Below are 25,447 nucleotides of genomic sequence, written 5' to 3' on the forward strand. Positions count from 1 at the left end.
CTTGATGCCGATCCCGTACGCTTGCGGATCGGCGTTCGCGTCGAGCTTGAACTTCGAGATCAGCTGGCGGCCGAGATGGCCGCGGCAGCCTTCGGCGAACAGCGTGTACTTCGCGTGCAACTCCATGCCGAGCTGGAAGTTCTCGGTCGGCTCGCCGTCCTTGCCGACGCCCATGTTGCCGGTGGCGACGCCTTTGACCGAGCCGTCGTCGTTGTACAGAATCTCCGCGGCCGGGAAGCCCGGGAAGATTTCCACACCGAGCGCCTCGGCCTGCTGGCCGAGCCAGCGCGTGACGTTGCCCAGCGAGATCACGTAGTTGCCGTGGTTCTGGAAATTGGCCGGCAGCGCCCAGTTGGGCGTCGTGACCGCGCTGCTCTCGGACAGGAACAGGAAACGGTCTTCGGTCACCTCGACGTTCAAAGGTGCGCCCCGTTCCTTCCAGTCGGGGAACAGCTCGGTGATCGCGCGCGGGTCCATCACCGCGCCCGACAGGATGTGCGCGCCGATCTCGGAACCCTTCTCGAGCACGCACACGCCGATCTCGGTGCCTTTCTCGGCGGCCAGCTGCTTGAGCCGGATCGCCGCCGACAGCCCGGCGGGGCCGCCGCCGACGATCACGACGTCGTATTCCATCGATTCGCGCGGGCCGTACTGCGCGAGCAAGTCCTGTGTGGTCAAAATCCTGTCTCCTCCTGCGCCCCGACCGTTACGGTCAGAACTGGTCTTCCGTCAACGCGAGCACGCTCTCGTTGCCCTTCGCGCCGACGATCGACGCTTCGAGGCCGACTGCCTGCACGAGCACATGTTCCGCATAGCATTGCGCGATCGCGATCTTCGCATCGAAGAACGCCGTGTCGCTCGCGCGGTTCGCGTGCGCCGCCAGCAGCGCGCGCGCCATCTGCCAGCCGCACAGCACGACGCCCGCGAGCTTCAGGTACGGCACGCTGCCCGCGAACACCGCGTTCGGGTCCTGCTTCGCGTTCGCCAGCACGTAATCCACCACCGACGACAGCGAGCGCGCGCCCTTCTCGAGCTGAGCCTTCATCGACGCGGCCGCAGCGCCGTCGAGCTTGCCGAGCGCCGCGACAGTCTCGCCGATTTCGGCGATCAGCGCCTTGGCGACCGCACCGCCGTCGCGCAGCGTCTTGCGGCCGACGAGGTCGTTCGCCTGGATCGCGGTCGTGCCTTCGTAGATCGCAAGGATCCGCGCATCGCGGTAGTACTGCGCCGCGCCGGTTTCCTCGATGAAGCCCATCCCGCCGTGCACCTGCACGCCCAGGCTCGCCACGTCGTTCACCATCTCGGTGCTCCAGCCCTTCACGACCGGCACCAGATATTCGTAGATTGCCTGATGACGGACGCGCGTCGCCTCGTCCGAATGGCGGTGGGCAATGTCGCTGTGCGCGGCGGCCACATAGGCGAGCGCGCGCGCGCCTTCGGTCAGTGCGCGCATCGTGCCGAGCATCCGGCGCACGTCCGGGTGATGGATGATCGTCACCGACTGCTTGGCGGACCCGTCGACCGGGCGGCTCTGCACGCGTTCCTTCGCGAATTCGGCCGCCTTCTGGTACGCACGGTCGGCCACGCCGATACCCTGCATCCCGACGCCGAAGCGCGCCGCGTTCATCATGATGAACATGTATTCGAGGCCGCGATTCTCTTCGCCGACCAGGTAGCCGATCGCGCCGCCGTGGTCGCCGTATTGCAGCACCGCCGTCGGGCTCGCCTTGATCCCGAGCTTGTGCTCGATCGACACGCAGTGCACGTCGTTGCGCGCGCCGAGCGAGCCGTCTTCGTTGACCAGGAACTTCGGCACGATGAACAGCGAAATGCCTTTCACGCCTTCCGGCGCACTCGGCGTGCGTGCCAGCACCAGGTGGACGATGTTGTCCGCCATGTCGTGCTCGCCCCACGTGATGAAGATCTTGGTGCCGAACACCTTGTACGTGCCGTCGCCCTGCGGCTCCGCGCGCGAGCGCACCAGCGCGAGGTCGGAGCCTGCCTGCGGCTCGGTCAGGTTCATCGTGCCCGTCCATTCGCCGGAGATCAGCTTCGGCACGTAACGCTGCTTCTGTTCGTCGGTGCCGGCCGTCAGCAGCGCCTCGATCGCACCGTCGGTGAGCAGCGGACACAGCGCGAACGACAGGTTCGATGCGTTCAGCATCTCGATGCACGGTGTCGCGATCAGCTTCGGCAGGCCCTGGCCGTCGTATTCGGCCGGATGCTGCAGGCCCTGCCAGCCGCCTTCGACGAACTGGCGGAACGCGGCGCCGAAGCCGGGCGTGGCCGTCACGACGCCGTCCTTCCAGCTGCTCGGATTGCGGTCGCCTTCGACGTTCAGCGGCGCGAGCACCTCGCCGCAGAATTTCGCGGACTCGTCGAGCACGGCCTGCGCCGTGTCGTAGCCGGCTTCCTCGAAGCCCGGCAGCTGCGCAACGGTGTCGATGCCCGCGAGTTCCTTCAGCACGAACAGCATGTCCTTGACGGGGGCGTTATAGCTCATGGTCGATGTTCCAATCAGGCAGTGAATGGGGTGCGCCACTGAGCCCGCTACGGCAAAACCGGCCAGCTCCAGGCGACGTCGAGGCCCATCGTAATGCCGTGACGGCCGTTTTCCATTGGCATATCCGGCCCACATGGTGACAAAACCGGCCACGCGATACGCGGGTGGCGGCGGCAAAGGTCGGCCGGATGCGGGTTTGCCCGAGGGCAGTTTCGTGGAAAACGGCGTGCGCGAGCGGTATGCGGGGGTGATCGGCGGCGGGTTCGAAGCGGCGGGGTCGAAGCGGCGGGTCGTGCGCGCTCGGTGCCGCTCGGTGCCGCTCGGTGCCGGGCGGTGGCGGTCGGCGGAGATCGGAGATAGGGAGCCGGTTATGGGAAGCAGCAAAGGAAGCCGGTTATGGGAAAGCTGAGCACACCGTGAAGCCGACGGGATGGAAATCCGGCAGCGGATCGCAGTTGAAATCGTCGGCGGCCGCAGGTCGAGAGTCTGCGGGCAATACGCATGCAGGCTTGCGCCCCGGCCGATCGGGGAATGTGGCCACACGACTGGCAGCCGCGCGCGACAGCAGCAGCGCTAGCTGCCTCGCGCGCCGCCGCAAACGTCTGAGGAAATACCGAACGTACACGAAGGACGCAGCGCCTCACGCCCGCCGGCGGCGCACGTGAATGCGGCCGCGTATCAAGCGCCGTCAGCTACCCACATAAACGACCGCGCCGGCCCACCAGCCCATTCGCGACTACCATGCCCTAGCCAACCCCGTCGCTATCGCTTGTCCCGTGTCAGCATCGGATCGCCGAGGTTCATCGAAACGGCCATCGGCGGGCGCGACATGCCGAACTCGTCGGCCAGTGCGGCTTCGTCGATCAACGCGCCCGGCGCGAGCTCCAGGTTCACGAACCGGCGCCGCAACGCGTCGCGCCGCTCCATTTCGTATGCAATCCACCGCCTCGATATCCGGCCCGTTCCCGCCGAGGCAGTGCCCGCGCGGGCCGCGCGCGACGCATAACCTGATGTAATGGCGCGCGGAAAATAAAGCGCATTGACGCTGTTTTAGTGCACGCCAATACTCGGCGCACAGCGAAAGCAACCCGAGCATGGAGCGAGACACGAAACGACGCGCACTGCCGCCCTGCCGTCGGAGCCCGGCTTTCGCGAATAACAGCGTGCACGCGCGCGTGCGACGCCCCCCAAGGAAGCGATGCCATGAACTCCCTCAACACCATGTTCGATCCCGCCCACGAAGCACACGACCGTTTGTCCGATCCCGGCACGTGGGACAACACCGGAAGAACCTGGGCGAGCGGCGAGCAGCAAGTACTGACCTGTTGCCGCGTGGTCGACGAAACCCACGACGTCAAGAGCTTCGAGTTCCGCGTGGGCAACGGCTCGCCGGTGCGCTTCGAACCAGGCCAGTTCATGACGGTATCGGCGAATGTCCACGGCCAGTCGGTCGAGCGCTGCTACACGATCTCGTCGCCGCCGACGCGGCCCTATCTGCTGTCGATCACGGTCAAGCGGGTGCCGGGCGGCGTCATGTCGAACTGGCTGCACGACAACATGAAGCCGGGCAGCCAGCTGCTGGCGTACGGCCCGTCGGGCAGCTTCACGCCAACGGCGGCGCCCGCGGCCAAACTGCTGTACCTGTCCGCCGGCTCGGGCGTGACGCCGCTGATGTCGATGACGCGCGCGAGCATCGATCTCGGGCTCGACCTGGACATCGTGTTCGTGCACAGCGCGAGAACGCCCGCCGACATCGTGTTCCGCAATGAGTTGCAGCGGCTCGAAGCGCTGTCGCCGCGGCTTCGCACGTTCTTCGTCTGCGAAGGGGCCGGCGATGAAGCGCATTGGCGTGGACCGATCGGGCGGCTCAGCCTGCAATTGCTGTCCGAACAGGTGCCCGACTACGCGGAGCGCGAAGCGTTCACCTGCGGCCCGGCCGGCTACATGAACGCCGTGCGGGACGTGCTGCGCACCGGCGGACACGACCCGGCGCGCTATCACCAGGAGAGCTTCGACATCAGCGCCGGTGTCGCGCAGGAACCGGCGGCCCCCGCTGCCGAAGCAGCGTCGGAAACTTTCACGGTCAAGCTGTCGCGCTCGTCGAAAACGTTCACGATGAACGCGACCGACACCGTGTTGTCCGCCGCGCGAAAGGCCGGCGTCGCGATTCCGTCGTCGTGCAGCCAGGGCATCTGCGGCACCTGCAAGACCAAGGTGCTCGAAGGCACGGTCGACATGCAGCACAACGGCGGGATTCGCGAGCGGGAAGTCCAGAAGGGTTTCCGGCTGCTGTGCTGCAGCCGCCCGACGTCGGATCTCGTGCTGGAACTGTAGTCATCCGTCGGCAACAGCGCGCGGCGTGCTCCGCGGCCATTTCGTAGCAGCCCGTATCACTGCTCGCGCGCCGACTCCGCATTTCCCTGCAAACGGACCATCAGAACATATTCAGGAGACACAGCATGGCGGGCGATCAGCGCCTCGATGCGCGCAGTGCCATCGACGTGAACGACAAGGAAGCCGTGTTGCGCGAGGTACGCGCGTATCGATTGGCCCGGGTTCAGGCGCAGCTGCTCGCGCACAAGATTCCGGCAATCCTGCTCTACGACCCGGTCAATATCCGCTATGCGACCGATACGTCGAACATGCAGGTGTGGGCCGGACGCAATCCCGCGCGCTACGTGATGGTGTTCGCCAGCGGCCGCATCGTCGCGTGGGAGTTCCACAGCAGCGAGCACGTGTGGGACGGCCTCGATCTCGATGTGGAACTGCGCGGCGCGCTCAGCTGGACCTACTTCAACGCCGGCCCCGATACGGAGCGGCGCGCCGAAACGTGGGGCGCCGAGATCGTCGACGTGTTCCGCAAGCATGCACCGGGCGAGCGCTACCTGGCCGTCGATCGCCTCGACCCGTTCGGCACCGCCTATCTCGAGAAGCACGGCCTCACGCTGACCGACGGCCAGGCACTGATGGAAACCGCCCGGCTCATCAAGTCATCCGGTGAACTCGTTCTGATCGGCGAATCGCTGCGCACCGCCGAGAAAGGCATCGAGCGGATGCGCCGCGCGCTGCGCCCGGGCCTGACCGAGAACGACATCTGGGCGAACCTGCATTACGAGAACATACGCCATGGCGGCGAATGGATCGAGACGCGTCTGCTCGCCTCCGGCGACCGGACCAACCCGTGGATGCACGAGTGCTCGTCGCGCGTGCTGCAGGCGGGCGACCTGCTGGCCTTCGATACCGACATGGTCGGGCCGCACGGTTACTGCTCGGACATCTCCCGCACGTGGCTCGTCGGCGACGGTCGCCCGTCGGACGAGCAGCGCAGGCTGTACGCGTACGCGTACGAACAGGTCCACTTCAACATGGATCTGCTGCGGCCGGGCATGACGTTCCGTGAGTTCTCCGAAAAGGCGTGGAAGATCCCCGAGCAATTCGTCAAGAACCGCTACTGCTGCCTTGCACACGGCATCGGGATGGTCGACGAATATCCGGCGATCGCGCACCAGGTGGATTGGGAGAGTTCGGGTTACGACGGCCGGTTCGAAGCCGGCATGACCGTCTGCGTCGAAAGCTATATCGGCGCGGAAGGCGGCAGCCAGGGCGTCAAGCTCGAACAGCAGGTGGTACTGACCGAGCACGGCTGCGTGTCGCTGACCGACTGCGGCTTCGAAACCGACTGGCTGTAAATCGCCGCGGAAAGCACCGCTTTTGAGCGACTCATCACATCGATAGCGCAGCATGCCGCGGCCGCAACGGATCCGCGGCACGCATCCGGCGGCCGGTCGCGATACCGGCCGCCGATTTCGCTGCGCAGTGCCGTACTTTAATGCGTAGACTTTCGTGTCGTCAGATCATCACCGCAGGAGCACCGACAAAGATGAGCGCACGTCCAAAGAACATCGAGGATTTCATCCGGGTCGCCGGCGGCCTGTTCCGGTCGGAACGGCTGCCCGAATCCGCGCGCGCGTTCGCGCCGCGGGTATTCGCGCGGCTGCAAACCGTGTCGGACAACGGCACGCGCCTCTCGACGCGATACCCCGCGTGCGAATGGCTCGACGCCGCGCTTGCATCGGTCGCGCGCATCGACTCGCAGTGCGCCGAGCTTGCACGGATGATCAAGTCGCTCGAGCCGACGACTGGATGGTCGCGGCGCACGTCCGGACGGGACGGCAGCCCCAACTACATCGACGGGCACGTGAACGGGATGATCTGCGGGCCGGGCGGCGCGGAAAGCCGCGACGACGTCCAGCTCGGCTATTCGCTGCTGATGCCTCACGTGCGGTATCCGGACCATGGCCATCCGCCGGAAGAAGCGTATGTGCTGCTGACCGCCGGCGAATTCCGGCAGAAAGACGGCGCGTGGTTCGATCCGGGAATCGGCAGCGGCATCCATAACGCCCCGGGCGGCCTGCACGCGATGCGCTCCGGCGATGCGCCGTTCCTCGCGATATGGTGTCTGCTGAATTGATCCGGCGATCGGTGCGAACCGCCGTCGAAACGCTCGGCGGCTTCGACGAAGGGATGCCGTCCATGGGATCCCGCAAAGGGAGCCGTTTGTGGGAGCAAACGCGGCTCGAACGTCCGCGCTACGCGCGCCGCCGGTAAGTCCCCGGCGTACTGCCCGTCCAGTGACGAAACGCGCGATGAAACGCGCTCGGATCGTCGAAGCCGATATCGGCGCCGATCGCCGCGATCGTATCGAGCGTGTCGGTGAGCCGCTGGATCGCGATGTCGCGCCGCAATTCGTCCTTCAACGCCTGGAACGTCGTGCCTTCGGCGGCCAGATGGCGGCTCAGCGTGCGCACCGAACAATGCAGATGCTCGGCCGCCTGGTCGATCACCGGCAGGTCGGGCAGCGCCGCCGACAGGTATTGCCGCACGCGATGGCACACGAGCTGTTCGCTGAACGATTCGAAGATCCAGTCGCCCGGCGCGCGCGCGAGGAACTTGCGCAGGTTGCGCTTGCTCTGCCGGATCGGCGCATCGAGATAATCCGCGCTGAAGCGCATCAGCGTGCGCTCGCAATCGAACCGCACGGAGCCGGTGAAGAAATACAGGTGCTCGACCGCATGGCGCGGCCGCGGACACGCGAACTCGATCTGCAGCAACGGGATCTTCTGCCCGATCAGCCACGAGCACACACCGTGCACGAGCTTGAGCATCAGTTCCTGGCCGAGCGCGCCGATCGGGCCCATCGCCGGATTCGGCCGCAGCAGCACCTGCGCGACGAGGCCGTCGCGCTTCGATTCGACGAAGAAGTCGTCGAGCAGGATATGGAAGAACTGGCCGAAACGATGCAGCGCCGTTTCGAGGTTGCGCGCGTCGAGCAGGCTCAGGCACAGGTACTTCAGCGTGCCGCCGCGTAGCGGGCGCGAGAAGATGCCGGGCATCTCGTCGTCGAGATCGATCGCGAGCGTTCGGTACAGCGTCGAGAACTGCTCTTCCGTCACGCGCGCATGCGGCTCGCCGAGCAGCTCGAGCGGAATGCCGGCGCCGCGCAGGTAGCGCTCCACCACGTCGCGCTGCGCACCCGCGCTCGCGAGAAAACCGTTGACGAGCGAGATCGGCACCGTCGCGCTCGGCGACGGCAGCGCACGCCCGGGCCGGGCGGAAGGTGAATCTGAACCGGTCATCGCGTCCCCGTCGATCGAACCGCTCGCATTGTACTTGAGCGGCCCATGCGGGGGTTTCGAGGTCTTCGGGGCTTTGGGGGCTTTGGGGGCTTTGGGGGCTTTGGGGGCCTTGGTGACCTGCACCGCACCGGTCCGCGCGGCGCGGGCCGCGCGGTGCTTCGGTGCCATCAGTCCGCGCGGCTCAGTTCCCGGCGCAGGATCTTGCCGACCGTCGACTTCGGCAGCCGCTCGACCATCCGAACGATCTTCGGCACCTTGTAGGCGGCCAGACTCGCGCGGCAATGCGCGACGACTCCCGCTTCGGTCAGCGCCGCGTCCGGCGCGCGCACCACGTACAGCTTGACGGCCTCGCCGGTGCGCTCGTCCGGCACGCCGATGCATGCGCATTCGGCAACGCCCGGCAGCGCGGTGACGACGGCTTCCACTTCGTTCGGATACACGTTGAAGCCGGACACGATGATCATGTCCTTCTTGCGATCGACGATCTTCAGAAAGCCGGCCGCGTCGAACACGCCGATGTCGCCGGTGCGGAAATAGCCGTCGGCGGTGAACGCGAGCGCATTCGCTTCCGGCTGCTGCCAGTACCCGCCCATCACCTGCGGCCCCTGCACGCAGATCTCGCCCGCTTCGCCGATCGGCACCTCGCGATCCTGGTCGTCGAGCAGCTTCACGTCGGTCGACGGCAGCGGCAGGCCCGTCGTGCCCGTGAAGGTGTCGATCGACTGCGGATTGAACGTGACCACCGGCGACGTTTCGGACAGCCCGTACCCTTCGCGGATGAAGTTGCCCGTCACCGCCTTCCAGCGCGCGGAGACCACGTCGATCACCGCCGCGCCGCCGCCGGCCGACAGCTTCAGCCGCGACCAGTCGACTTCCTTCAGCCGCGGATGGCCGGCCAGCCCCGCATACAGCGTGTTGACGCCGACGAACACCGTCGGCCGCGCGGCCTTCAGCACGTCGATGAAGCCGTCCATGTCGCGCGGGTTCGCGACGAGCCAGTTGTCCGCGCCGATCGCGAAGTAGGACAGGAAGTTCACCGTCAGCGCGAAGATGTGATACAGCGGGATCGCGGTGACCACGACTTCCTCGCCCGGCTGCCGTGCCGCCTGCGCGATCGCCGCGAACTGCTGGATGTTCGCGACGAGGTTGCGGTGCGACAGCGCGGCGCCCTTCGACAGCCCGGTCGTGCCGCCCGTGTACTGCAGCAGCAACAGATCGGCGCCGCCGAGCGCGACGGGTTCGCACCGAAGCGATTCGCCCGCGGCGAGTGCGTCGCCGAGCGGGATCGATCCGGGCGGCAGCGCGTCGCACGCACCGGCCGGCGCATCGACGACGCCGAGATCGCCGCGGCCCACGCTGAGCACCGTCCGCACGCGCGTCTTGCCGACCACGTCGGCGAACGTGCCCATCGACCCGCCGCACACCACCGCCACTTCGACGCCGGCGTCGTTCAACTGGTGTTCGAGTTCGTGCGCCGTGTAGTGCGGGTTCACGTTGACCTGGATCGCGCCGATCCGCGCCACCGCGACGAACACGACCGGGAACGCCAGCACGTTGGGCAGCATCACGGCCACGCGATCGCCCTTGCGTACGCCGACCACCTGCTGCAGATACGCGGCGAACGCGGTCGACAGGCGGTCGACGTCGGCATACGTGAGCGTGCGGCCGTACGCATGGAACGCGGGCCGCTCGGCGAAGCGGTGCATCGCGTCGTCCAGCAGCGCGGTTACGGAAGGATAGCGATCGGCATCGATCTCGGCGGGGATCGAGCCATACGACCCGATCCAGTGTCTCTTCGTCATGTCCTGCTCCTCGGGGGACGGCGCCACGCGCGCCGTTCGCACGGCGGCCCGCGCGCCGGATCGGCGCAGGCCGTCGCCTGACTGACGACTATCGCGCGCCGGAGCGGCTTTGAAAATGATCCCGGCGGCCGAAAAGATGATCGAAACGGACACGCGGGCGACGCGACCTGTATAGGCAACCACGCGAAACACCGCCGGTGCGGCAGTGTGCGGCAGCTTCGACTATCCGCCGCGCAGCATGAGCAACATACGGAATCGGGCCGTTCCTGGCGCCGTTCCGGCCTGATAGGATCGCTTCGCGTTCCGGTCGCAACCACGCAACCGTGTCGTGCCCCCGCACCCCGTCCGGCCCATGAAGCCGGCACGTCGCGTCCGCAAAACGGATCGCTTCGGCATCTCGCTCGTGTCGTCGCCGGCACCGCTGCCGCATTTCGCCGGTCGATCGAACCGCCCGACAATCAGGATCCCTGCATAATTTCTTCTCATCGCGGCAATGCGCCGCTGCGGAGGAAGCCGGGACCATCCACGCACCAAAAGGTCATTCCCCATGCCAGAACGCATCTCGTTTGGACAACTCCCCGCGCGACTGCTGGACGTCGTGCTCAACGTCGAGGAATACGCGAACCACACCGGCCACGACTTCCGGCTCGTCGAGCTGGTTCGTGTACGCGTGTCGCAGCTGAACGGCTGCGCGTACTGTGTCGATCGTCACATCAAGGAAGGCGTCCATGCCGGCGAGGATCCGCTGCGCTACAACCTGTTGCCCGTGTGGCAGGAGGCGCGGCACCTGTACAGCCCGAAGGAGCAGGCCGCGCTGCGCTGGGCCGACGCGCTGACGCTGATCAGCGAGAACGCGATCGACGACGCGCTCGTCGACGCGATGGGCGAGCATTTCGATCGCGACGCGCTCGCGACGCTCACGCTGATCGTCGCGCAGATCAACACGTGGAACCGGCTCGCGAAGCCGTTCGCGTGGCAGGCCGGTGTGTTCCAGCCAGGTTGATCCCGCGCGCGGGCTGGCCGGCGGAGGGTGGCGCCGGCCCGCGTATCAGGGTGAACCCTGTGGCGGATGGGACCGTTCCCGAGCAGAATTGCGAGCCGTAAACGATATCGAATCGGACGCAGAACCCGCCATGCCGCGCAGTACGCCCCTGAACCCGACGGCCGCCGGCGCCGGTGCACGGCCGCCCGCCCCGGCCGCCCCGCCCGCCCGCGCGTCGCACGAAAAACGCTTTTCGCCGGCCAAGCTGGCCGTGCTGGTCGGCGTCACCCAGGAACTCGGCCTCGACCCGAGCGCCGTGCTGGACGGCACCGGCCTGTCGCCGGCTGCCATCGCCGACCCGTTCACGCTCACGTCGTCGCTGCAGTTTCTGACCGCCGCGCGCAACGCGATCGAGCGTTACGACGGTTCCGACCTCGGCGTGCGCGTCGGCCGCCGCGTGCATGCGTCGAGCTACGGGATGTACGGCTACGCGATGCTGTGCTCGGAATCGCTCGCGCACGCGTTCGACTCCGCCGTCAAATATCATCAGCTCGCGAACGGGATGCTGGCAATCCGCTGGGTCGAACAGGGCGACACCGTGTCGTGGCTGTTCCCGGATCTGCACGAAGCCGCGCTGCCCGAGCCGCACCTGCCGCTCTACCGCTTCCTGATCGACATGCAGTTCGCGCTGCACGTGACGGTCATCAAGGACGTGATGGGCGCGTGGTGCGTGCCGGCGCGCGCGCAGTTCGCGCAGCCGCGGCCGGCGCACGCGGCGCAGCTCGCCGATGCGCTCGAATGCCCGATCGCCTACGACCAGCCGCACCACGTGCTCAGCTACCCGGCCGCGTGGCGCACGCGTGCGCCGCAGCTCGCGAACCCGATCACCGTCGCGCAGGTGTCGTCGCACTGCGCGCGCCTGCTCGACGAGTTGCGCAGCCAGGCCGGCGTCACGCGGCGCGTGTATCAGGAACTCACGCGCACGCCGGGGCAGTTCCCGGACATCGACGCGATCGCCGACACCCTGTGCATGACGTCGCGCACGCTGCGCCGCAAGCTCGACGCCGAAGGCACGTCGTACAGCGAGCTGCTGACGAGCGTGCGCAAGGCGCTCGCGATCGACTATCTGACGACCACCCCGCTCAGTACCGAGGACATCGCGCTGACGCTCGGCTTCAGCGATGCGGTCGGGTTCCGGCACGCGTTCAAGCGCTGGACCGGCACCACGCCGAGCGAAGTGCGGCGCAAGCGCGGCGGGTGAGCGTGCGCGTGTGCGCCGCCGGCGGTTTCAACGCGCATCGCCCGCCGCCGGGTACGCGACCGCCAGCGCGAACTCGAACACCGCACCACGCCCGGCGCGATCGACGAGCCGGATGCCGCTGCCGTTGAGCACCAGCATCCGGTGCACAATCAGCAGCCCGAGCCCGCCGCTCGTCGCCGCGCCGCCGCTGATCGGCCGCTGCGGCCGCTGGAACAACCCTTCGCGCCGCGCGAGCGGAATCCCTTCTCCGGTATCCGACACCGTCACCACCACGCGATCGTCCTGCGGCGCCAGCGCGACTTCGACTTCGCCGTGCTGCGGCGTGTGGCGCAACGCGTTGTCGAGCAGGTTGGTCAGCACGCGCTCGATCATCCCGAGATCGGCCCATACCGGCGGCACGCGCGGCGGAATGCGCGCATGCAGCGCGACGCCGCGCGCCTGCGCGGCCAGCTCGAACTTCTGGAACACGTCCTGCACCAGATCGACGAGCGAGAACGGCTCGCACTCCGCCTGCACGCCGCCCGATTCGAGCCGCGCGAGTTCGAACAGCGCCTGCGCGAGCCGGCCCACCTTCGCGCTCTGCGCGAGCGCGATCGACAGATAGCGGCGGCGCTCCGGCTCGGCCAGCGTCTCCGCCTTCAGCGACAGCGTCTCCAGATAGCCGTGCAGCGACGTGAGCGGCGTGCGCAGGTCGTGCGAGATATTGGCGATCAGTTCGCGCCGCTGCTGGTCCTGGCGCGTCAGCGCGCGCCACTGGTCGCCGATCCGGTCGGCCATCTGCGCGAACGCCGATTCGAGCACCGCGATGTCGTCGCCGCGCCCCCCCGGCGGCGAGCGCGGCACCGGCGGCTGCGTGTCCGGCGCGCCGTTCGCGTCGAAACCGCGCATCGCATCGGTCAGCCGGCGCAGCGGACGCGTGATGAAGCTGAACGCGATCAGGCCCGCGATCAGGCCCAGCAGCGCGACGACCGCCATCGACCACAGCGTCGTGCGCAGCACGCTGCCCGCGTCGACGCGCGCGGCCAGCCGGTCGTGCGCCTCGCCGAGCAGCACCACGTAGATATAGCCGGACGGCGGCTGCCCCGCGCGCTGCAATGGCGCGGCGCTGAACACCTTGCGCGCGTCCGGGCTGCGCGGATCGTCGCCGAGGATCGGCAGCGGATCGCCCGCGATGAAACGCTGCACCGGCGCGAGATCGACGCGCGCGCGCTTCACGTGGCCCGGCGGCGCGTCGTCGCCCTCGATGCGCCCCGCGTTGTCGAGCAGGTACACCTCGACGCTCGGGTTCACGCCCATCAACTGGCCGAACAGCGTGCGCACGGCATCGGGGCGCAACCCGTTCGCGTCCATCAGCGGCGTGCTGTTCGCGATGTGCGCGGCGAGATCGCGCGACAGGGCCTGCACGACTTCCTTCTCGCGCATGTCGTTCGCGCGGATCTGCAGCCACGCCGATGCGCCCGAGCAGGCGAGCAGCAGCACCGAGAACACGAGCGACAGCCGCTGGGTGAGCGTGAGTTTCATCATGCGTCCCGCTGGTCCGGCGCGGCGAGCTTGTAGCCGCGCCCCCACACCGTCAGGATGCGCACGGGTTCGGCCGGATCGGCCTCGATCTTCGCGCGCAGCCGGTTGATGTGCGTGTTGACCGTATGTTCGTAGCCTTCGTGCTGATAGCCCCACACGGCATTGAGGAGATCCATCCGCGAGAACACCTTGCCGGGATGCCGCGCGAAGAAATACAGCAGGTCGAACTCGCGCGGCGTGAGGTCGATGCGCGTGCCGTCGACGGTCGCTTCCCGCGCGATCGGGTCGATCGACAGCCCGCCGATGTCGAGCGTGCCTGCGTCGATCCGCGAATCGCGCGCCAGTGCGTCGACGCGGCGCAGCAGCGCCTTGACACGCGCGACGAGTTCGAGGACCGAGAACGGTTTGGCGAGGTAGTCGTCGGCGCCCAGTTCGAGGCCGAGGATCCGGTGGACTTCGCTCGAGCGCGCGCTCGTGATGATGATCGGCGTGTAGCGCGCCATCGCGCGGGCACGGCGGCAGATCTCCAGGCCGTCGACGCCCGGCAGCATCAGGTCGAGGATCAGCGCGTCCCAGTTGCCCTGTTCGAGCAGGCGCAGGCCTTCCGCGCCGTCCGCGCTGTGCACGACCTCGTAGCGCTCGTCGCGCAGGTGCAGGCTCAGCACGTCGGCGATGTCGGCGTCGTCTTCGACGATCAGGATGCGTTTGGGATGGTCCATGGCGGTCGGGCGGGGCGTCGGTACGGGTCTCGGTGGTGGAAGGCGGTTCCGGGCGGCGGCGGTTCGGACGAGCCGCGAGAAGCCGCGACGCGCCGCGCGCCGGCGTCGAATCGCGGCACAACGCCGCTTTCGCCATTGTGCGGAATTTTGCCGGCGGAAGGGGTCACATTTCGTTTAAGTTTGGCTCATGCTGGTGATGTGAGCCAATGTCGACAAGGGCTTGCGATCCGGCCCTCAAACTCGATTGCACGCGCCCGCGCGCACACCAAATAGAATCCCTCACCACTTTCTCAACAGCACCGCGAACAACACGCCGAACAGCAATGCCGCCACCATTTGCCAGAACAGCACGGGCTCGCGTTCGAGCAAAGGCGCGGGCCGCCGCGGTTGCGCGGCTGCCGAGTCCGCGGCGAAGCGGTCGAGATCGGAGCAGACTTCGAGCACGTCCTGATAACGGCGCGCCGGATCGGGCTGCAGCGCTTTCTCCAGCACCAGATCCAGCCACACCGGTGCGTCGGGCCGATGCTGATAGACCGGCACTCGCCCATTGAATCCGTACGGAAACTTTCCGCCGCTGAACAGGCGATAGAGCGTCACACCGTACGCGAAAACTTCGGAGCGGGCATCGCCCTGCGCGCCGCGCATCAGTTCCGGTGCCATATAGGAAGGCGTGCCGGGCGAATCGTCCGGAACCGGTACACCGATGCCGGGCATATAGGCAAAACCGAGATCGAGCAGTCGCGTGCTGTTGTCGCGCATGACCAGCACGTTCTCGGGCTTGATGTCCCGATGATAGATATCGCGACGGTTCAACGCATGGATCGAGTGCCCGAGCCGCCGCGCAATCTCGAGCGATTGCGCGAGCGCGAGCGGCCGCGGTGACGTCAGCATTTTTTCCAGCGTGACGCCGTCGCCGAGCGGCATCACCACATACAGCCGGGTCTGGCGCTCGGGGTCGATCGGCATCGGCGCAAGCACGCCCGCTTCGTCGATCTTTCCGGCCAGCCAGCGCTCGCGCACGATCGACTGGCGCACGTTCTCGTCCTGGTCGACACGCGGCCTCGGAAACTTCAGCGCGAGCGGCGTCGCCGGATCGGCAAGATCGTGGCCGGCAAAGATGCGCGAGTGAAAGCCGTCGCTCAGCACGTACGTGAGCCGGTAGCCGTCGATCACGTCGCCTGCCTGCGGCACCGCGGGAATGGGCAACGCGCCGATCACGCGTTCGAGGTAACCCAGATCGACAGTGGGCAAGGTGTCCACGTCGATGACGGCAGCAGTCGCGTCGTCCGACGCATGGCGCGCATCGGCGAGCGCGACGAGCTTCTGCGCCGCCGCCAGCGAACCGTTCGCCTGCAACAGAACGGCCTGCATTTCGCGCATCGGAATGCGGCGATAGAGACCATCCGAACACAACAGCAGACGGTCCTTCTCGCGAAGCTCGAACGTTTCGACGCGCGTGACGAGGGCTTGCTGCAGGCCGATCGCGTGTGCGACGTATGAGCCGAAGGCGACCGGCACGAGGTCGTCGCTACCGACCTGCGTCAACTGCCCGTCACGCAGCAGGTACAGGCGGACGTCCCCCGCGGCCACCAGCCACGCATTCGCGCGTCGCACGATCAGCGCGGCGAACGACGCCGCCATCTTGCTCAAGCCCGGATCGGAGCGGCCGATCTGATGAAGCCAGCCATGGATCGATTCCAACGCACGGGCGGCCGCCACCTCGGGCTGCAGCGTGTCCGTTATCCCGTAGTAAGCGTCGATGAACGTGCGTACCGAAAGCTCCGCCGCGACCCGTCCGCCTTTGCCGCCGCTCATCCCGTCGGCCAGGGCCACCACGATGCCGCGCGCCACGCGCTCGGAGAGGTTCCCTGCCATGACGGCCACGTAATCTTCGTTCGTCCGGCCCGCTCCCCTCGCGCGAGCCGGTGCCGACACACAGCCGAGGTCGAGCGCCGCGCATTCGCCTCGCGCCGGCTCCACCGTCAGTTCGAATACGGTGTCCGGGCGATGAGGCCAAGCGGTCGCCCGGCCGTCCGCTGCGTCGGGCGCACGTGCCTGGCGAGCGACGGCCGTCCTGTCGAGGTCAGAACTCATTGAGAAGTCACCCGCTGTCACTTCTTGCCGAAGATTTCCGATTCGCTTGTTTCGAGGTCGTGCTCGATTCTGTCGAGCACCTGCGGCGAACGCTTTTTCAGCATCATCAACCAGATGATCCCGACCAGCATGTAGGCCACGAACAGATACGGCAGCACATTGTACGGGTAGTCGGGCACCGGGTATACGCTGCCGATGAACGCGCCAATCATCGCGATCGCGCCGAGCACGCCCCAGACGACGTTGATCGGCTTGAGCTCACCCTGCTTCTTCAGGTAGATCGGCGCCGAGATCGAGATCAGGAAGTAGGCGACCAGGAAACCGAACGTCGCGAAGGTGCTGGTATAGCCGAACGTGTTGAGCGGGCCGGCGCCCAGCATCGCGAGACACACGCCCAACGTGACGACGGCCGAGAACGCGACCGCGTAGTGCGGCGTCTGATGCGTGCGATGAACCATCCCCATCGAACGATGCACGAACTGATAGCGGCCCATCGAGAACAGCAGGCGGCTTGCCGAGTTCAGCGAGGCGAGCACGCAGGCAAACGCACTGAACGACGCGATCAGGTAGAAGACCGGCCCCAGCGGCGACGCGCCGACGTTCGTCAGCAACGTCATCAATACCGCCGAGTCGCTGCCGAGCTTGCTCACGTCGCCGTTGTACGCCACGACCATCGCGTAAGCGACGAACATGAAGAAAAGACCGGAGAGCACGAGGCTCAGAATCACCGCGCGCGGGATCACGCGCAACGGATCCCGGGATTCCTTGCCGAGCGACGCGGCACTTTCATAACCGACGAACGAGAAGATCCCGAGCACCATCGCCTCGGCCAGCCCCTTCGAACTCGTGCCCTGCAGCGTGAGCTGCGCATGATCGACGATGTGGTCCGGATGCAGCCAGAAAACGTAGAGCAGCACACCCATGACGATGACGACCGACGCCGCCTCGATATACAGCGAAAGGCGTGACGACAGCTTGATGTCACGGGCGGCGAGGAACCAGGCGAGCGCCACCAGCACGACATAGACGGCCAGGCTCGGCACCTTGAAGCCCCAGGCCGCGCACGCATTCTGCACGAACACGACGCCCGCGGCGCCGACGCCCATCGCGGTGCCCGTATACGCGGCGATCAGGCCCCAGCCGGCAATACCGCCCGCCATGGGCCCCAGCGCGCGCGCGATGAAAATGAAGAACGAGCCCGCGGTCGCGACCCGGCTCGCCAGCACGATGATGTTGAGGCTCACCAGCAACAGCCCGAGCGTCGACAGGCCATAAATGAGCCAGGTGCCGGTGCCGGCCAGCGCCGCAATGGCGACGACGTTGATCGACGGCGTGAAGGTCGGCGACAGGTTCGCCACCGACTGCCCGATCACCTCGGAAAATCCGAGGCTTCCGTGCCGCAGGCCCGCATCCTGGGCCGGCTTCGATATCCGTTGCGTTGAGCTATTCATATCGCACTCCACAATAAATGAACTTGATCGGAAAGACACGGAAACTGCATCGGGCACGCCGAACACGTCGGACTGCCCTCTTCATCGCAAAGGATCGCGAACTCCACTGCGGTTATCAGGAAAACCAGGAAACTCAGGAAAAAACACGCATCCCGATCAATGGCCCGGAATCCAGGACGTGCCCGCGAGCGGCACCCGCGCCATCGCGGCGGCCTCCACGGTCAGCGCCACGAGGTCCTCCGGCTCGAGGTGATGCACGTTCTGCTTGCCGCATGCGCGTGCGATCGTCGCGAGTTCCATGTTCAGCGTCTTCAGGTAGTTCCGCACGCGGCGCGCGCCTTCCTCCGGCTCGAGCCGTCGTTCGAGCACCGCGTCCTGCGTCGTCACGCCAACCGGGCACTTGCCGGTGTGGCAGTGGTGGCAGAAGCCGGGCGACGTGTTCAATGCCGCGTAATCCGCTTCGGCCGAGTGCAGCATGCCGTCCTGGAAATACCGGTCGCTGTTGCACCCGAGCGCCATCAGCACGCCCTGCCCGATCGCGACGGCGTCGGCGCCGAGCGCGAGCGCCTTCGCGACGTCGGCGCCGGTGCGGATCCCGCCGGACACGATCAACTGCACCGTGCCCTTCACGTTCAGATCCTCGAGCGCGTCGACGGCCTGGCGAACCGCGGCAAGCGTCGGGATGCCGACGTTCTCGATGAAGCAGGTCTGGGTCGCGGCGGTGCCGCCCTGCATCCCGTCGACCACGACGACATCCGCGCCCGCATGCACCGCGAGCTTCACGTCGTTGAACGTGCGTGTCGCGCCCACCTTCACGTAGATCGGGATTTGCCAGTCGGTGATCTCACGCAGCTCCTGGATCTTGATCGCGAGATCGTCCGGGCCCGTCCAGTCGGGATGGCGGCTCGCCGAGCGCTGGTCGACGCCCGCCGGCAGCGTGCGCATCGCAGCCACGCGCGGGTTGACCTTCTGCCCGAGCAGCATGCCGCCGCCGCCCGGCTTCGCGCCCTGCCCGATCACGATTTCGATCGCGTCGGCACGGCGCACGTCGTCGGGATTGAAGCCGTAACGCGACGGCAGGCACTGGTAGACGAGCGTCTTCGACGACTGGCGTTCCTCCTGCGTCATCCCGCCGTCGCCCGTCGTCGTCGACGTGCCGGCCGCCGTCGCGGCGCGGCCGAGCGCTTCCTTGACGTTCGCGGACAGCGCGCCGAAGCTCATCCCGGCCACGGTGATCGGAATGTCGAGCACGACGGGCTTCTTCGCGAAGCGCGCGCCGAGCACGGTCTGCGTCGTGCATTTCTCGCGATAGCCCTCGAGCGGATAGCGCGACAGCGACGCGCCGAGGAACAGCAGGTCGTCGAAGTGCGGCACCTGGCGCTTCGCGCCGAGGCCACGGATTTCGTAAAGGCCGCGCTGCGCGGCCGTGTGGATATAGTCGATCGTCTTGCGGTCGTAGCCGTGCGACTCTTCGTGCTGCAAGCGGGCGAAGTGAATGGTCTTTTCCATGGCGTGTTCTCGATCGAGCGTGGATTCAGTATTCCTGGTTCGCGTCGGCGTTCCAGTGATAGAGCGTGCGGGCCGACGCGATGCGCTTGAACGCGTGCGGATCGTGATCCAGCCCGGCCGCGTCGAGCAGCGCCGCGACGGCGCTCACGTCGGCGGCCGTCATCGGCTCGAACCGCGCATCCGCGCCGAGCGACTTCACGTCGCCCTTCACGTAGAGCACCGCCTCATACAGCGAATCGCCGAGCGCATCGCCCGCGTCGCCGCAGATCACCATGCGGCCGGCCTGGGCCATGAACGCGGAAAAACTGCCGACCGAGCCGCCGACCACGATGTCGCCGCCCTTCAGCGAAATCCCGCAACGCAGCCCCGCATCACCGTCGATCACGAGCAGCCCGCCGTGCGCGGACGCGCCCGCGCCGTTCGACGCGAAGCCCTTCACGTGCACCTTGCCGCTCATCATGTTTTCCGCGACGCCGGTTCCGGCGCTGCCCTCGATGACGATCGTCGCGTGCTGGTTCATGCCGCCGGCGTAGTAGCCGGCGTGGCCAGCGATCGTGACCGTCACGGCGGCATCGACGCCGACCGCGATGTTGTGCGCGCCGTTCGGCGACGTGACGACGATCTGCCGGCCGTCGAGCGTGTCGGCGCTGCCGTGCAGGTACTGGTTGACGTCCCTGACGGTCGTGCGCTCAAGGTCGAAAGTCACGCGTTCCATACGTACATCTCCTCGGGTGCGGGTTCGAATACCTTTGCATGCTTGATGTCGGGCAGATGCGCGAGCGAACGGAACTCGGACGCGATCGCGACGTAGTCGTCGTTCTCCGCGACGACGGCCGGCTTGCATGCGAACGGGTCGCGGATCAGCGCCAGCTCGGTCGGCGTGCCCATCAGGAACGTGTAGAAGCCGTCGAGCTCCTCGAAGCCCTTCTGCAGCGCGTCCGGCAGCGCGTCGCCTTCGCGCAGGCGCCATTCGAGGAAGCGGCACGCGGCCTCGGTGTCGTTGTCCGTGTCGAAGTGGATGCCCTTCGGTTCCAGCTTGCGGCGCACGCCGTACGGATTCGACAACGAACCGTTGTGGACGAGGCAGAAATCCTCGCCGGCCGTGAACGGGTGCGCGCGGTCGGGCGTGACCGCCGATTCGGTCGCCATCCGCGTATGGCCGACGAGATGCGAGCCCTGCAGGCCCGAGAACGCATAGCGATCGGCCACTTCGGCCGGCGCGCCGATGTCCTTGTACAGGTCGATCGAGCGCCCCGCCGACAGCACATAGATCCGCGGATAGTGTTCGTGCAGCCAGCGCCTGACCGTCTCGGCCTGGCTCTGCACGGTCAGCACCGCATGATTGCGCTTCGCGTCGATGCGCGCCGTCACGTCCATCGACGCGTTGAGCCGGTCGGCCAGCGCGTCCCACGCGAAGTGCTCGCCTTCATCGGTGAAGCCGGAATACAGGCTCAGCTTGCGCTGGCTTGCATCGACCGACTTGCCGAACACCGCGAGCCCGGCCGAATCCGGCCCGCGCTCCGTCATGCCGATCAGCATCGGCACCATCAGCTCGCCGAGCCGCTCTCGCAATGCCGGCGTCTTCACCAGCAAACCTACGATTCCGCACATGTTGCGTTCTCCTTAGAAGAATTCGAGGTACTGCCTGACTTCCCAATCCGATACGTGCCGCATGTATTCGAGCCATTCCATCCGCTTCAGCTTGAGGAACTCGCCGGCAACCGGCCCGAGCGCGTCGCAGATCACGCGGTCGGCCTCGAGCGCGTCGAGCGCATCGCCGAGGTTCTGCGGCAGCACGCCGATGCCGTGCTCGCGCAGCTTCTGCGCCGGCCACTCGTAGAGGTTCTCGTTGGCCGGCGCGCCGGGCGACAGTTCGCGGTCGATGCCGTCGAGGCCCGCCGCGATGACGGCCGCGGTCGCGAGGTACGGGTTGCAGGCGCCGTCGGGCAGGCGCAGCTCGATCCGGCCGCCCGGCATCCGCACCATCGTCGAGCGGTTGTTGTCGCCGTAGCTGATGTACGCGGGCGCCCAGGTCGCGCCGGTCAGCGAACGGCCGACGACGAGGCGCTTGTACGAATTGATGGTCGGATTGCAGAGCGCGGCCAGCGCGGGCGCATGCGCGAGCAGGCCGGCCGTGAAGCGGTAGCCGAGCGCCGACAGGCCCATGCCGAGCGCATCGGCGTCGTCGGCGAACAGGTTGCGCTTGCCGTCGCCGATCGACATGTGCATGTGCATGCCGTTGCCCGGGCGGTTCGCGAACGGCTTCGGCATGAACGAGCAGATCATCCCGAGTTCGTTCGCGATCTCCGACGCGGCCATCTTGAAGAACACGTAGTGATCGCACGACGTCAGGCAATCGGTGTACGTGTAGTTGATCTCGAACTGCCCGTTCGCGTCCTCGTGATCGATCTGGTAGACGTCGATGCCGACCGCGCGCAGCGATTCGGTGAGCTTTTCCAGGAACACGCGCGTGCGCGACAGGCCCTTGTAGTCGTAGCACGGCTTCGCGAGCGTGTCGCTCGGATCGCACGGCTCGAGCGTGCCGGACGCCGACCGCTTGAGCAGCGAGAACTCGGGCTCGAGGCCGGTAAACAGCGTCCAGCCGCGCTCCGTCATGCGCGCGACCTGCTTCTTCAGCGTCACGCGCGAATCGAAGGCCCACGGCGCGCCGCCCACGTGGCCGTCGCAGACGATCCGCGCGAGCCCGGGTTGCCACGGCACCGGCGTCAACGTCGCGAGTTCGCCGACCGCCATGTAGTCGGGCCCGTTCGGCTCGATGCCGACACCCCAGATCGCAAAGCCGGCAAAGCCCGCGCCCGCCGTCAACACGCTCTCCAGGTGGGCGACCGGCACCGACTTCGCCTTCGCCACACCGTGGATATCGACGAATTGCGCGAGCACGTACTTCACGCCCTGCTGCGTGAGATACGCCTGCGCCTCCGCCGCGGACGCGAAGCGCGGCACGCTTCCGAGCGCGTTGACTGGCAACTTGCTCGCATCGTTCAGGTTCATCGTCACTCCTTGCAACTGCATCGTTTGCTGGTTTGAGAAATCCGCTCGACGCGCGAGGGACCCGGCTGCGATTCATCGGCACGCACCGCTCGGGTGAGCTGCGACCATGTCCGCAAGACGTGGCAGAATTTATTGACGTGCAACAATAATTCCTGCCATGAAACTCGTTGCCCGCGCACCGGCGTATCCCGCCATGCCGGCGTGCGTACTGCAATCTGCTACCCTTGCCCTTTTACGAGGTCGACGATGCACCCCGCAGACGACAGCAAGACACCGCTCGAACGCTACCTCGGCGCGACGATCCGCGAGCTGCGCCAGCACCACGGCCTGACCATCGCGCAGGTCGCGCAACAGGCCGGCATCAGCCGCGGCATGCTCTCGAAGATCGAGAACGCGCAGACGTCAACCGGTCTCGACGTGCTCCACCGGATCGCGCAGGCGCTCGGCGTATCCATCTCGACGCTGTTCCGCAACTTCGACGTCCCGCAAGGCGGCGCCCAGCTCGTGAAGAAAGGCGCCGGCATGGAGGTCGTCCGTAAGGGCACGAAGAGCGGTCACACCTACCATCTGCTCGCCTACGACCAGGGGCCGCGCAAACTCTTCGAACCGTTCCTGATCACGATGGACGACGAAGCCGAGCGCTTTCCCGTGTTCGAACATCCCGGCACCGAGTTCATCCACATGCTCAAGGGCGTGATCGAGTACCGGCACGGACAGCAAACCTACGTGCTGCATCCGGGCGACACGCTGACGTTCCGCGCCGATATCCCGCACGGCCCCGAACGCCTGATCAAGACGCCGATCCAGTTCCTGTCGATCTTCGTCTACGGACAGACCGCCGAAGAATGAGCGCAGCGTCGCGACAGATAATGCAAACTCCGTGCCACGTTTATCCGCAGGAATCAAAGATTCCCGTGGATAAACACTCTTGGCGGAATCGGGCCGGTCTATCAGCTGTGTCATGCGTCGGTGCCTGCCTGTCGAAGGTGCGGTTCCGTGCCGAATGCGGTGCAGCGTCGCACTGAAACGGGAACCGCGGTTACGAAGATGTATCAGTAATGCTTATGCTGCTGCGGGCAGCGACGCGAGCGCATCCAGCGCGCCGTCGATCATCCGGCGCAGCGTCGGCTGCACGGCGGCTGCGCGCGCGGCATCGTAGTCGAACGGCTCGGCCTCGCTCATGTACGTCGACTGGCACATCTCGAGCTGGACCGCATGCACGCCGCGCGCCGGGTCGCCGAACCGGCGGGTGATGTAGCCTCCCTTGAAGCGGCCGTTGGCAACCGACGTGAACGGGCTCGCGGCGGCCGCACGCACCACCGCGGCCTGCACGGCCGGCGCAGCGGTGCGGCCGTCCTGGGTGCCGATGTTCAGGTCGGGCAGCTTGCCGTCGAACAGCCGCGGCAGCACGCTCGCGATCGAATGCGCGTCCCATAGCAGCACATGCCCGTGACGCACGCGCAGGCGCGCCAGCTCGGCTTCGAGCGTCGCGTGATACGGCTGCCAGTACGCGGCCACACGACGCGCCTTCTCCTGTGCGTCGGGCGCGCGCCCCGCCCGGTACAGCGGATCGCCACGAAACGTTTCGCCCGGGCACAGGCCGGTCGTCGTCTGCCCCGGATACAAGCTCTCGTCGTTCGGCGGACGATTGAGGTCGATCACGTAGCGCGACACGCGCGCGCCGAGCACGGTTGCGCCGAGTTCCGACGCGAACGCGTAAAGGCGATCGAGATGCCAGTCGGTATCGGCGAGCGTCAGCGCGTCGTCGGTGTACGCGTCGCGCAGCGGCTCGGGAATCTCCGTGCCGAGGTGCGGAATCGATATCATCAGCGGCGCGTCGCCGCGTTGCAGCGTATAGAGGTCGCTCACTCAGGGCTCCATATGAATCAAAGCAATGCGTCGTCGGGCAGTTGCGGCAGGCTGCGCGCGAGCGCGGGCCGGATCGAGCGCTCCACCACGGTTCGCGTCAGCGCGACGATCTCGCCGACGAAGTCCTCCCACTCTCCCTGCCGGTGCAACAGAAAGAAATCCCGCCGCCCGAGCCGCCCGGACGGCAGCGGGATCACGGCGATCTCGCCGAGGTAATGGCGCGCCTGCCACAGACACAGCGGCGTCGAGATCGCAAAGCCGACGCGCGCGGTCACGAGACTCAGCAGCGGGTCCGTCGCATCGAACTCGAAGCGTCTCGGACTATCGATGCCGAGGTGACGCGCGAAGCGCTCCACCTGCTGACCGATCACCGAGCGCGCCGTGTAGCGGATCAGCGGCAGCTCGCCGGCAAGCGCGCGCCAGTCGAGCGTCGGCCGCCCCGCCAGATGGCTGCGCGCGACGACGGCAACGAACGCCTCCGAAAACAGCGGCACCTCGACGATGCGTGCATCCGTGAGCGCCGTCTGCGTACACACCGCGACATCCAGTTCCCGGTCGTGCATTTGTCTGGAGAGTCCCGGCGTGAGGCCGGACCACATCGAAATCTGCCGCGACGCGCCCGACACCGCGCGGATCAGCTCCGGCCCGACCGTCGCCGCGAACGAATCGACGCAGCCCAGCCGCACCGGCATGCGGCCGGCATCGGACGCGTCGCCGACGCGCGTGCTGACCATCTGCGCATGCTCGAGCAGCGGGCCGGCGAGTTCGAGCAACGCGCGCCCGGCCGGATTCGGCCGCGGCGGGCGGCTATCGCGATCGAACAGCGCGGTGCCGTGCTCGCGCTCGAGCGTCGCGATCGACTGGCTGATCGCGCTCTGGCTCACGCCGATGCGCTTCGCGGCGGCAGTCATCGAGCCGGATTCGCACACGGCGACGAACGCCTGCAGCGCGCGCAGATCGATTGGCGGTGGGGTGCGTCTCATTGCTTCTCCAAGGTCGCCCGGGCGGATGTGGCTGATCCGGCAACACGGGACGAATGGTGCGCCGGATCGCACGGCTCGCATGCTGAATGAGCATTCAAGGGTGCG

The 25,447-nt window shown here is 67.0% G+C and carries 21 protein-coding genes; 6 read left to right on the forward strand and 15 right to left on the reverse strand.

From position 1 onward, the window contains the following. The 3 genes from O1Q03_RS02575 to O1Q03_RS39940 all read right to left on the reverse strand — a co-directional run. Positions 1 to 633: NAD(P)/FAD-dependent oxidoreductase (locus O1Q03_RS02575; protein WP_442865735.1), on the reverse strand; the 633-nt coding region annotated here is incomplete at its 3' end. A 79-nt stretch (positions 634 to 712) separates the two neighbouring features. Next, positions 713 to 2,503, reverse strand: a complete 1,791-nt coding sequence (locus O1Q03_RS02580) for an acyl-CoA dehydrogenase (protein ID WP_269501537.1) — start codon at positions 2,501 to 2,503, stop codon at positions 713 to 715. A gap of 762 nt (positions 2,504 to 3,265) precedes the next feature. After that, complete coding sequence (locus O1Q03_RS39940; RefSeq protein ID WP_332112495.1) at positions 3,266 to 3,430, reverse strand: hypothetical protein; 165 nt, start codon at positions 3,428 to 3,430, stop codon at positions 3,266 to 3,268. Between the two features lie 276 nt (positions 3,431 to 3,706). Between O1Q03_RS39940 and O1Q03_RS02590 the strand changes: the two genes are divergently transcribed. From O1Q03_RS02590 to O1Q03_RS02600, 3 genes are all read left to right on the forward strand, one after another. Further along, a complete protein-coding gene (locus O1Q03_RS02590; RefSeq protein WP_269501538.1) occupies positions 3,707 to 4,837 on the forward strand; it encodes a hybrid-cluster NAD(P)-dependent oxidoreductase in 1,131 nt (376 codons plus the stop codon). Positions 4,838 to 4,962: 125 nt separating this feature from the next. Then, on the forward strand, positions 4,963 to 6,192 hold the full coding sequence (locus O1Q03_RS02595; protein ID WP_269501539.1) for a M24 family metallopeptidase: 1,230 nt from the start codon (positions 4,963 to 4,965) through the stop codon (positions 6,190 to 6,192). Between the two features lie 191 nt (positions 6,193 to 6,383). Further along, entirely contained in the window at positions 6,384 to 6,974 is a 591-nt protein-coding gene (locus O1Q03_RS02600) for a dimethylsulfoniopropionate lyase (protein WP_269501540.1), read from the forward strand. A 118-nt stretch (positions 6,975 to 7,092) separates the two neighbouring features. Here O1Q03_RS02600 and O1Q03_RS02605 read toward each other — a convergent pair whose 3' ends face one another. Both O1Q03_RS02605 and O1Q03_RS02610 read right to left on the reverse strand, forming a co-directional pair. Next, entirely contained in the window at positions 7,093 to 8,307 is a 1,215-nt protein-coding gene (locus O1Q03_RS02605) for an AraC family transcriptional regulator (protein WP_442865729.1), read from the reverse strand. Continuing rightward, entirely contained in the window at positions 8,307 to 9,941 is a 1,635-nt protein-coding gene (locus tag O1Q03_RS02610) for an AMP-binding protein (RefSeq protein WP_269501543.1), read from the reverse strand. The genes O1Q03_RS02605 and O1Q03_RS02610 overlap by 1 nt, the downstream gene beginning before the upstream one ends. Before the next feature lie 547 nt (positions 9,942 to 10,488). Between O1Q03_RS02610 and O1Q03_RS02615 the strand changes: the two genes are divergently transcribed. Both O1Q03_RS02615 and O1Q03_RS02620 read left to right on the forward strand, forming a co-directional pair. Next, a complete protein-coding gene (locus O1Q03_RS02615) occupies positions 10,489 to 10,944 on the forward strand; it encodes a carboxymuconolactone decarboxylase family protein (RefSeq protein WP_269501544.1) in 456 nt (151 codons plus the stop codon). A gap of 130 nt (positions 10,945 to 11,074) precedes the next feature. Then, positions 11,075 to 12,184 (forward strand): AraC family transcriptional regulator, encoded by a 1,110-nt coding sequence (locus O1Q03_RS02620; protein WP_269501545.1) that lies wholly within the window; start codon positions 11,075 to 11,077, stop codon positions 12,182 to 12,184. 27 nt (positions 12,185 to 12,211) lie between these two features. Here the strand turns inward: O1Q03_RS02620 and O1Q03_RS02625 are convergent, their stop codons facing one another. The 8 genes from O1Q03_RS02625 to glnT all read right to left on the reverse strand — a co-directional run bounded on the left by O1Q03_RS02625 (position 12,212) and on the right by glnT (position 22,490). Next, positions 12,212 to 13,705 (reverse strand): sensor histidine kinase, encoded by a 1,494-nt coding sequence (locus tag O1Q03_RS02625; protein ID WP_269501727.1) that lies wholly within the window; start codon positions 13,703 to 13,705, stop codon positions 12,212 to 12,214. After that, entirely contained in the window at positions 13,705 to 14,424 is a 720-nt protein-coding gene (locus O1Q03_RS02630; RefSeq protein WP_269501546.1) for a response regulator transcription factor, read from the reverse strand. The genes O1Q03_RS02625 and O1Q03_RS02630 overlap by 1 nt, the downstream gene beginning before the upstream one ends. A gap of 279 nt (positions 14,425 to 14,703) precedes the next feature. Then, positions 14,704 to 16,518 (reverse strand): bifunctional protein-serine/threonine kinase/phosphatase, encoded by a 1,815-nt coding sequence (locus O1Q03_RS02635; RefSeq protein ID WP_269501547.1) that lies wholly within the window; start codon positions 16,516 to 16,518, stop codon positions 14,704 to 14,706. A 17-nt stretch (positions 16,519 to 16,535) separates the two neighbouring features. After that, positions 16,536 to 17,969 (reverse strand): APC family permease, encoded by a 1,434-nt coding sequence (locus O1Q03_RS02640; RefSeq protein WP_269501549.1) that lies wholly within the window; start codon positions 17,967 to 17,969, stop codon positions 16,536 to 16,538. 156 nt (positions 17,970 to 18,125) lie between these two features. Beyond that, positions 18,126 to 19,478 (reverse strand): FMN-binding glutamate synthase family protein, encoded by a 1,353-nt coding sequence (locus tag O1Q03_RS02645; protein ID WP_269501551.1) that lies wholly within the window; start codon positions 19,476 to 19,478, stop codon positions 18,126 to 18,128. Between the two features lie 25 nt (positions 19,479 to 19,503). Beyond that, positions 19,504 to 20,193, reverse strand: a complete 690-nt coding sequence (locus O1Q03_RS02650; RefSeq protein WP_269501553.1) for a protein glxC — start codon at positions 20,191 to 20,193, stop codon at positions 19,504 to 19,506. Next, the gene (locus O1Q03_RS02655) at positions 20,181 to 21,089 is read right to left on the reverse strand and encodes a class II glutamine amidotransferase (RefSeq protein WP_269501555.1); all 909 of its coding nucleotides are present in this window, start codon (positions 21,087 to 21,089) and stop codon (positions 20,181 to 20,183) included. The genes O1Q03_RS02650 and O1Q03_RS02655 overlap by 13 nt, the downstream gene beginning before the upstream one ends. Positions 21,090 to 21,101: 12 nt before the next feature. Beyond that, a complete protein-coding gene (gene glnT, locus O1Q03_RS02660; protein ID WP_269501556.1) occupies positions 21,102 to 22,490 on the reverse strand; it encodes a type III glutamate--ammonia ligase in 1,389 nt (462 codons plus the stop codon). 246 nt (positions 22,491 to 22,736) lie between these two features. Here glnT and O1Q03_RS02665 point away from each other — a divergent pair, with 246 nt between their 5' ends. After that, on the forward strand, positions 22,737 to 23,339 hold the full coding sequence (locus tag O1Q03_RS02665; protein ID WP_121862785.1) for a helix-turn-helix domain-containing protein: 603 nt from the start codon (positions 22,737 to 22,739) through the stop codon (positions 23,337 to 23,339). Positions 23,340 to 23,552: 213 nt separating this feature from the next. On the opposite strand, the gene hutG is transcribed toward O1Q03_RS02665, so the two are convergent. Further along, positions 23,553 to 24,359, reverse strand: a complete 807-nt coding sequence (gene hutG / locus O1Q03_RS02670; RefSeq protein WP_269501558.1) for an N-formylglutamate deformylase — start codon at positions 24,357 to 24,359, stop codon at positions 23,553 to 23,555. Positions 24,360 to 24,376: 17 nt separating this feature from the next. Then, positions 24,377 to 25,342, reverse strand: coding sequence for a LysR family transcriptional regulator (locus O1Q03_RS02675; protein ID WP_269501559.1), 966 nt, complete (start codon positions 25,340 to 25,342; stop codon positions 24,377 to 24,379). Positions 25,343 to 25,447 lie beyond the last annotated feature (105 nt).

Origin of the sequence: Burkholderia sp. IMCC1007 (genome assembly GCF_027257875.1) — a bacterium.
GTDB lineage: Bacteria > Pseudomonadota > Gammaproteobacteria > Burkholderiales > Burkholderiaceae > Burkholderia.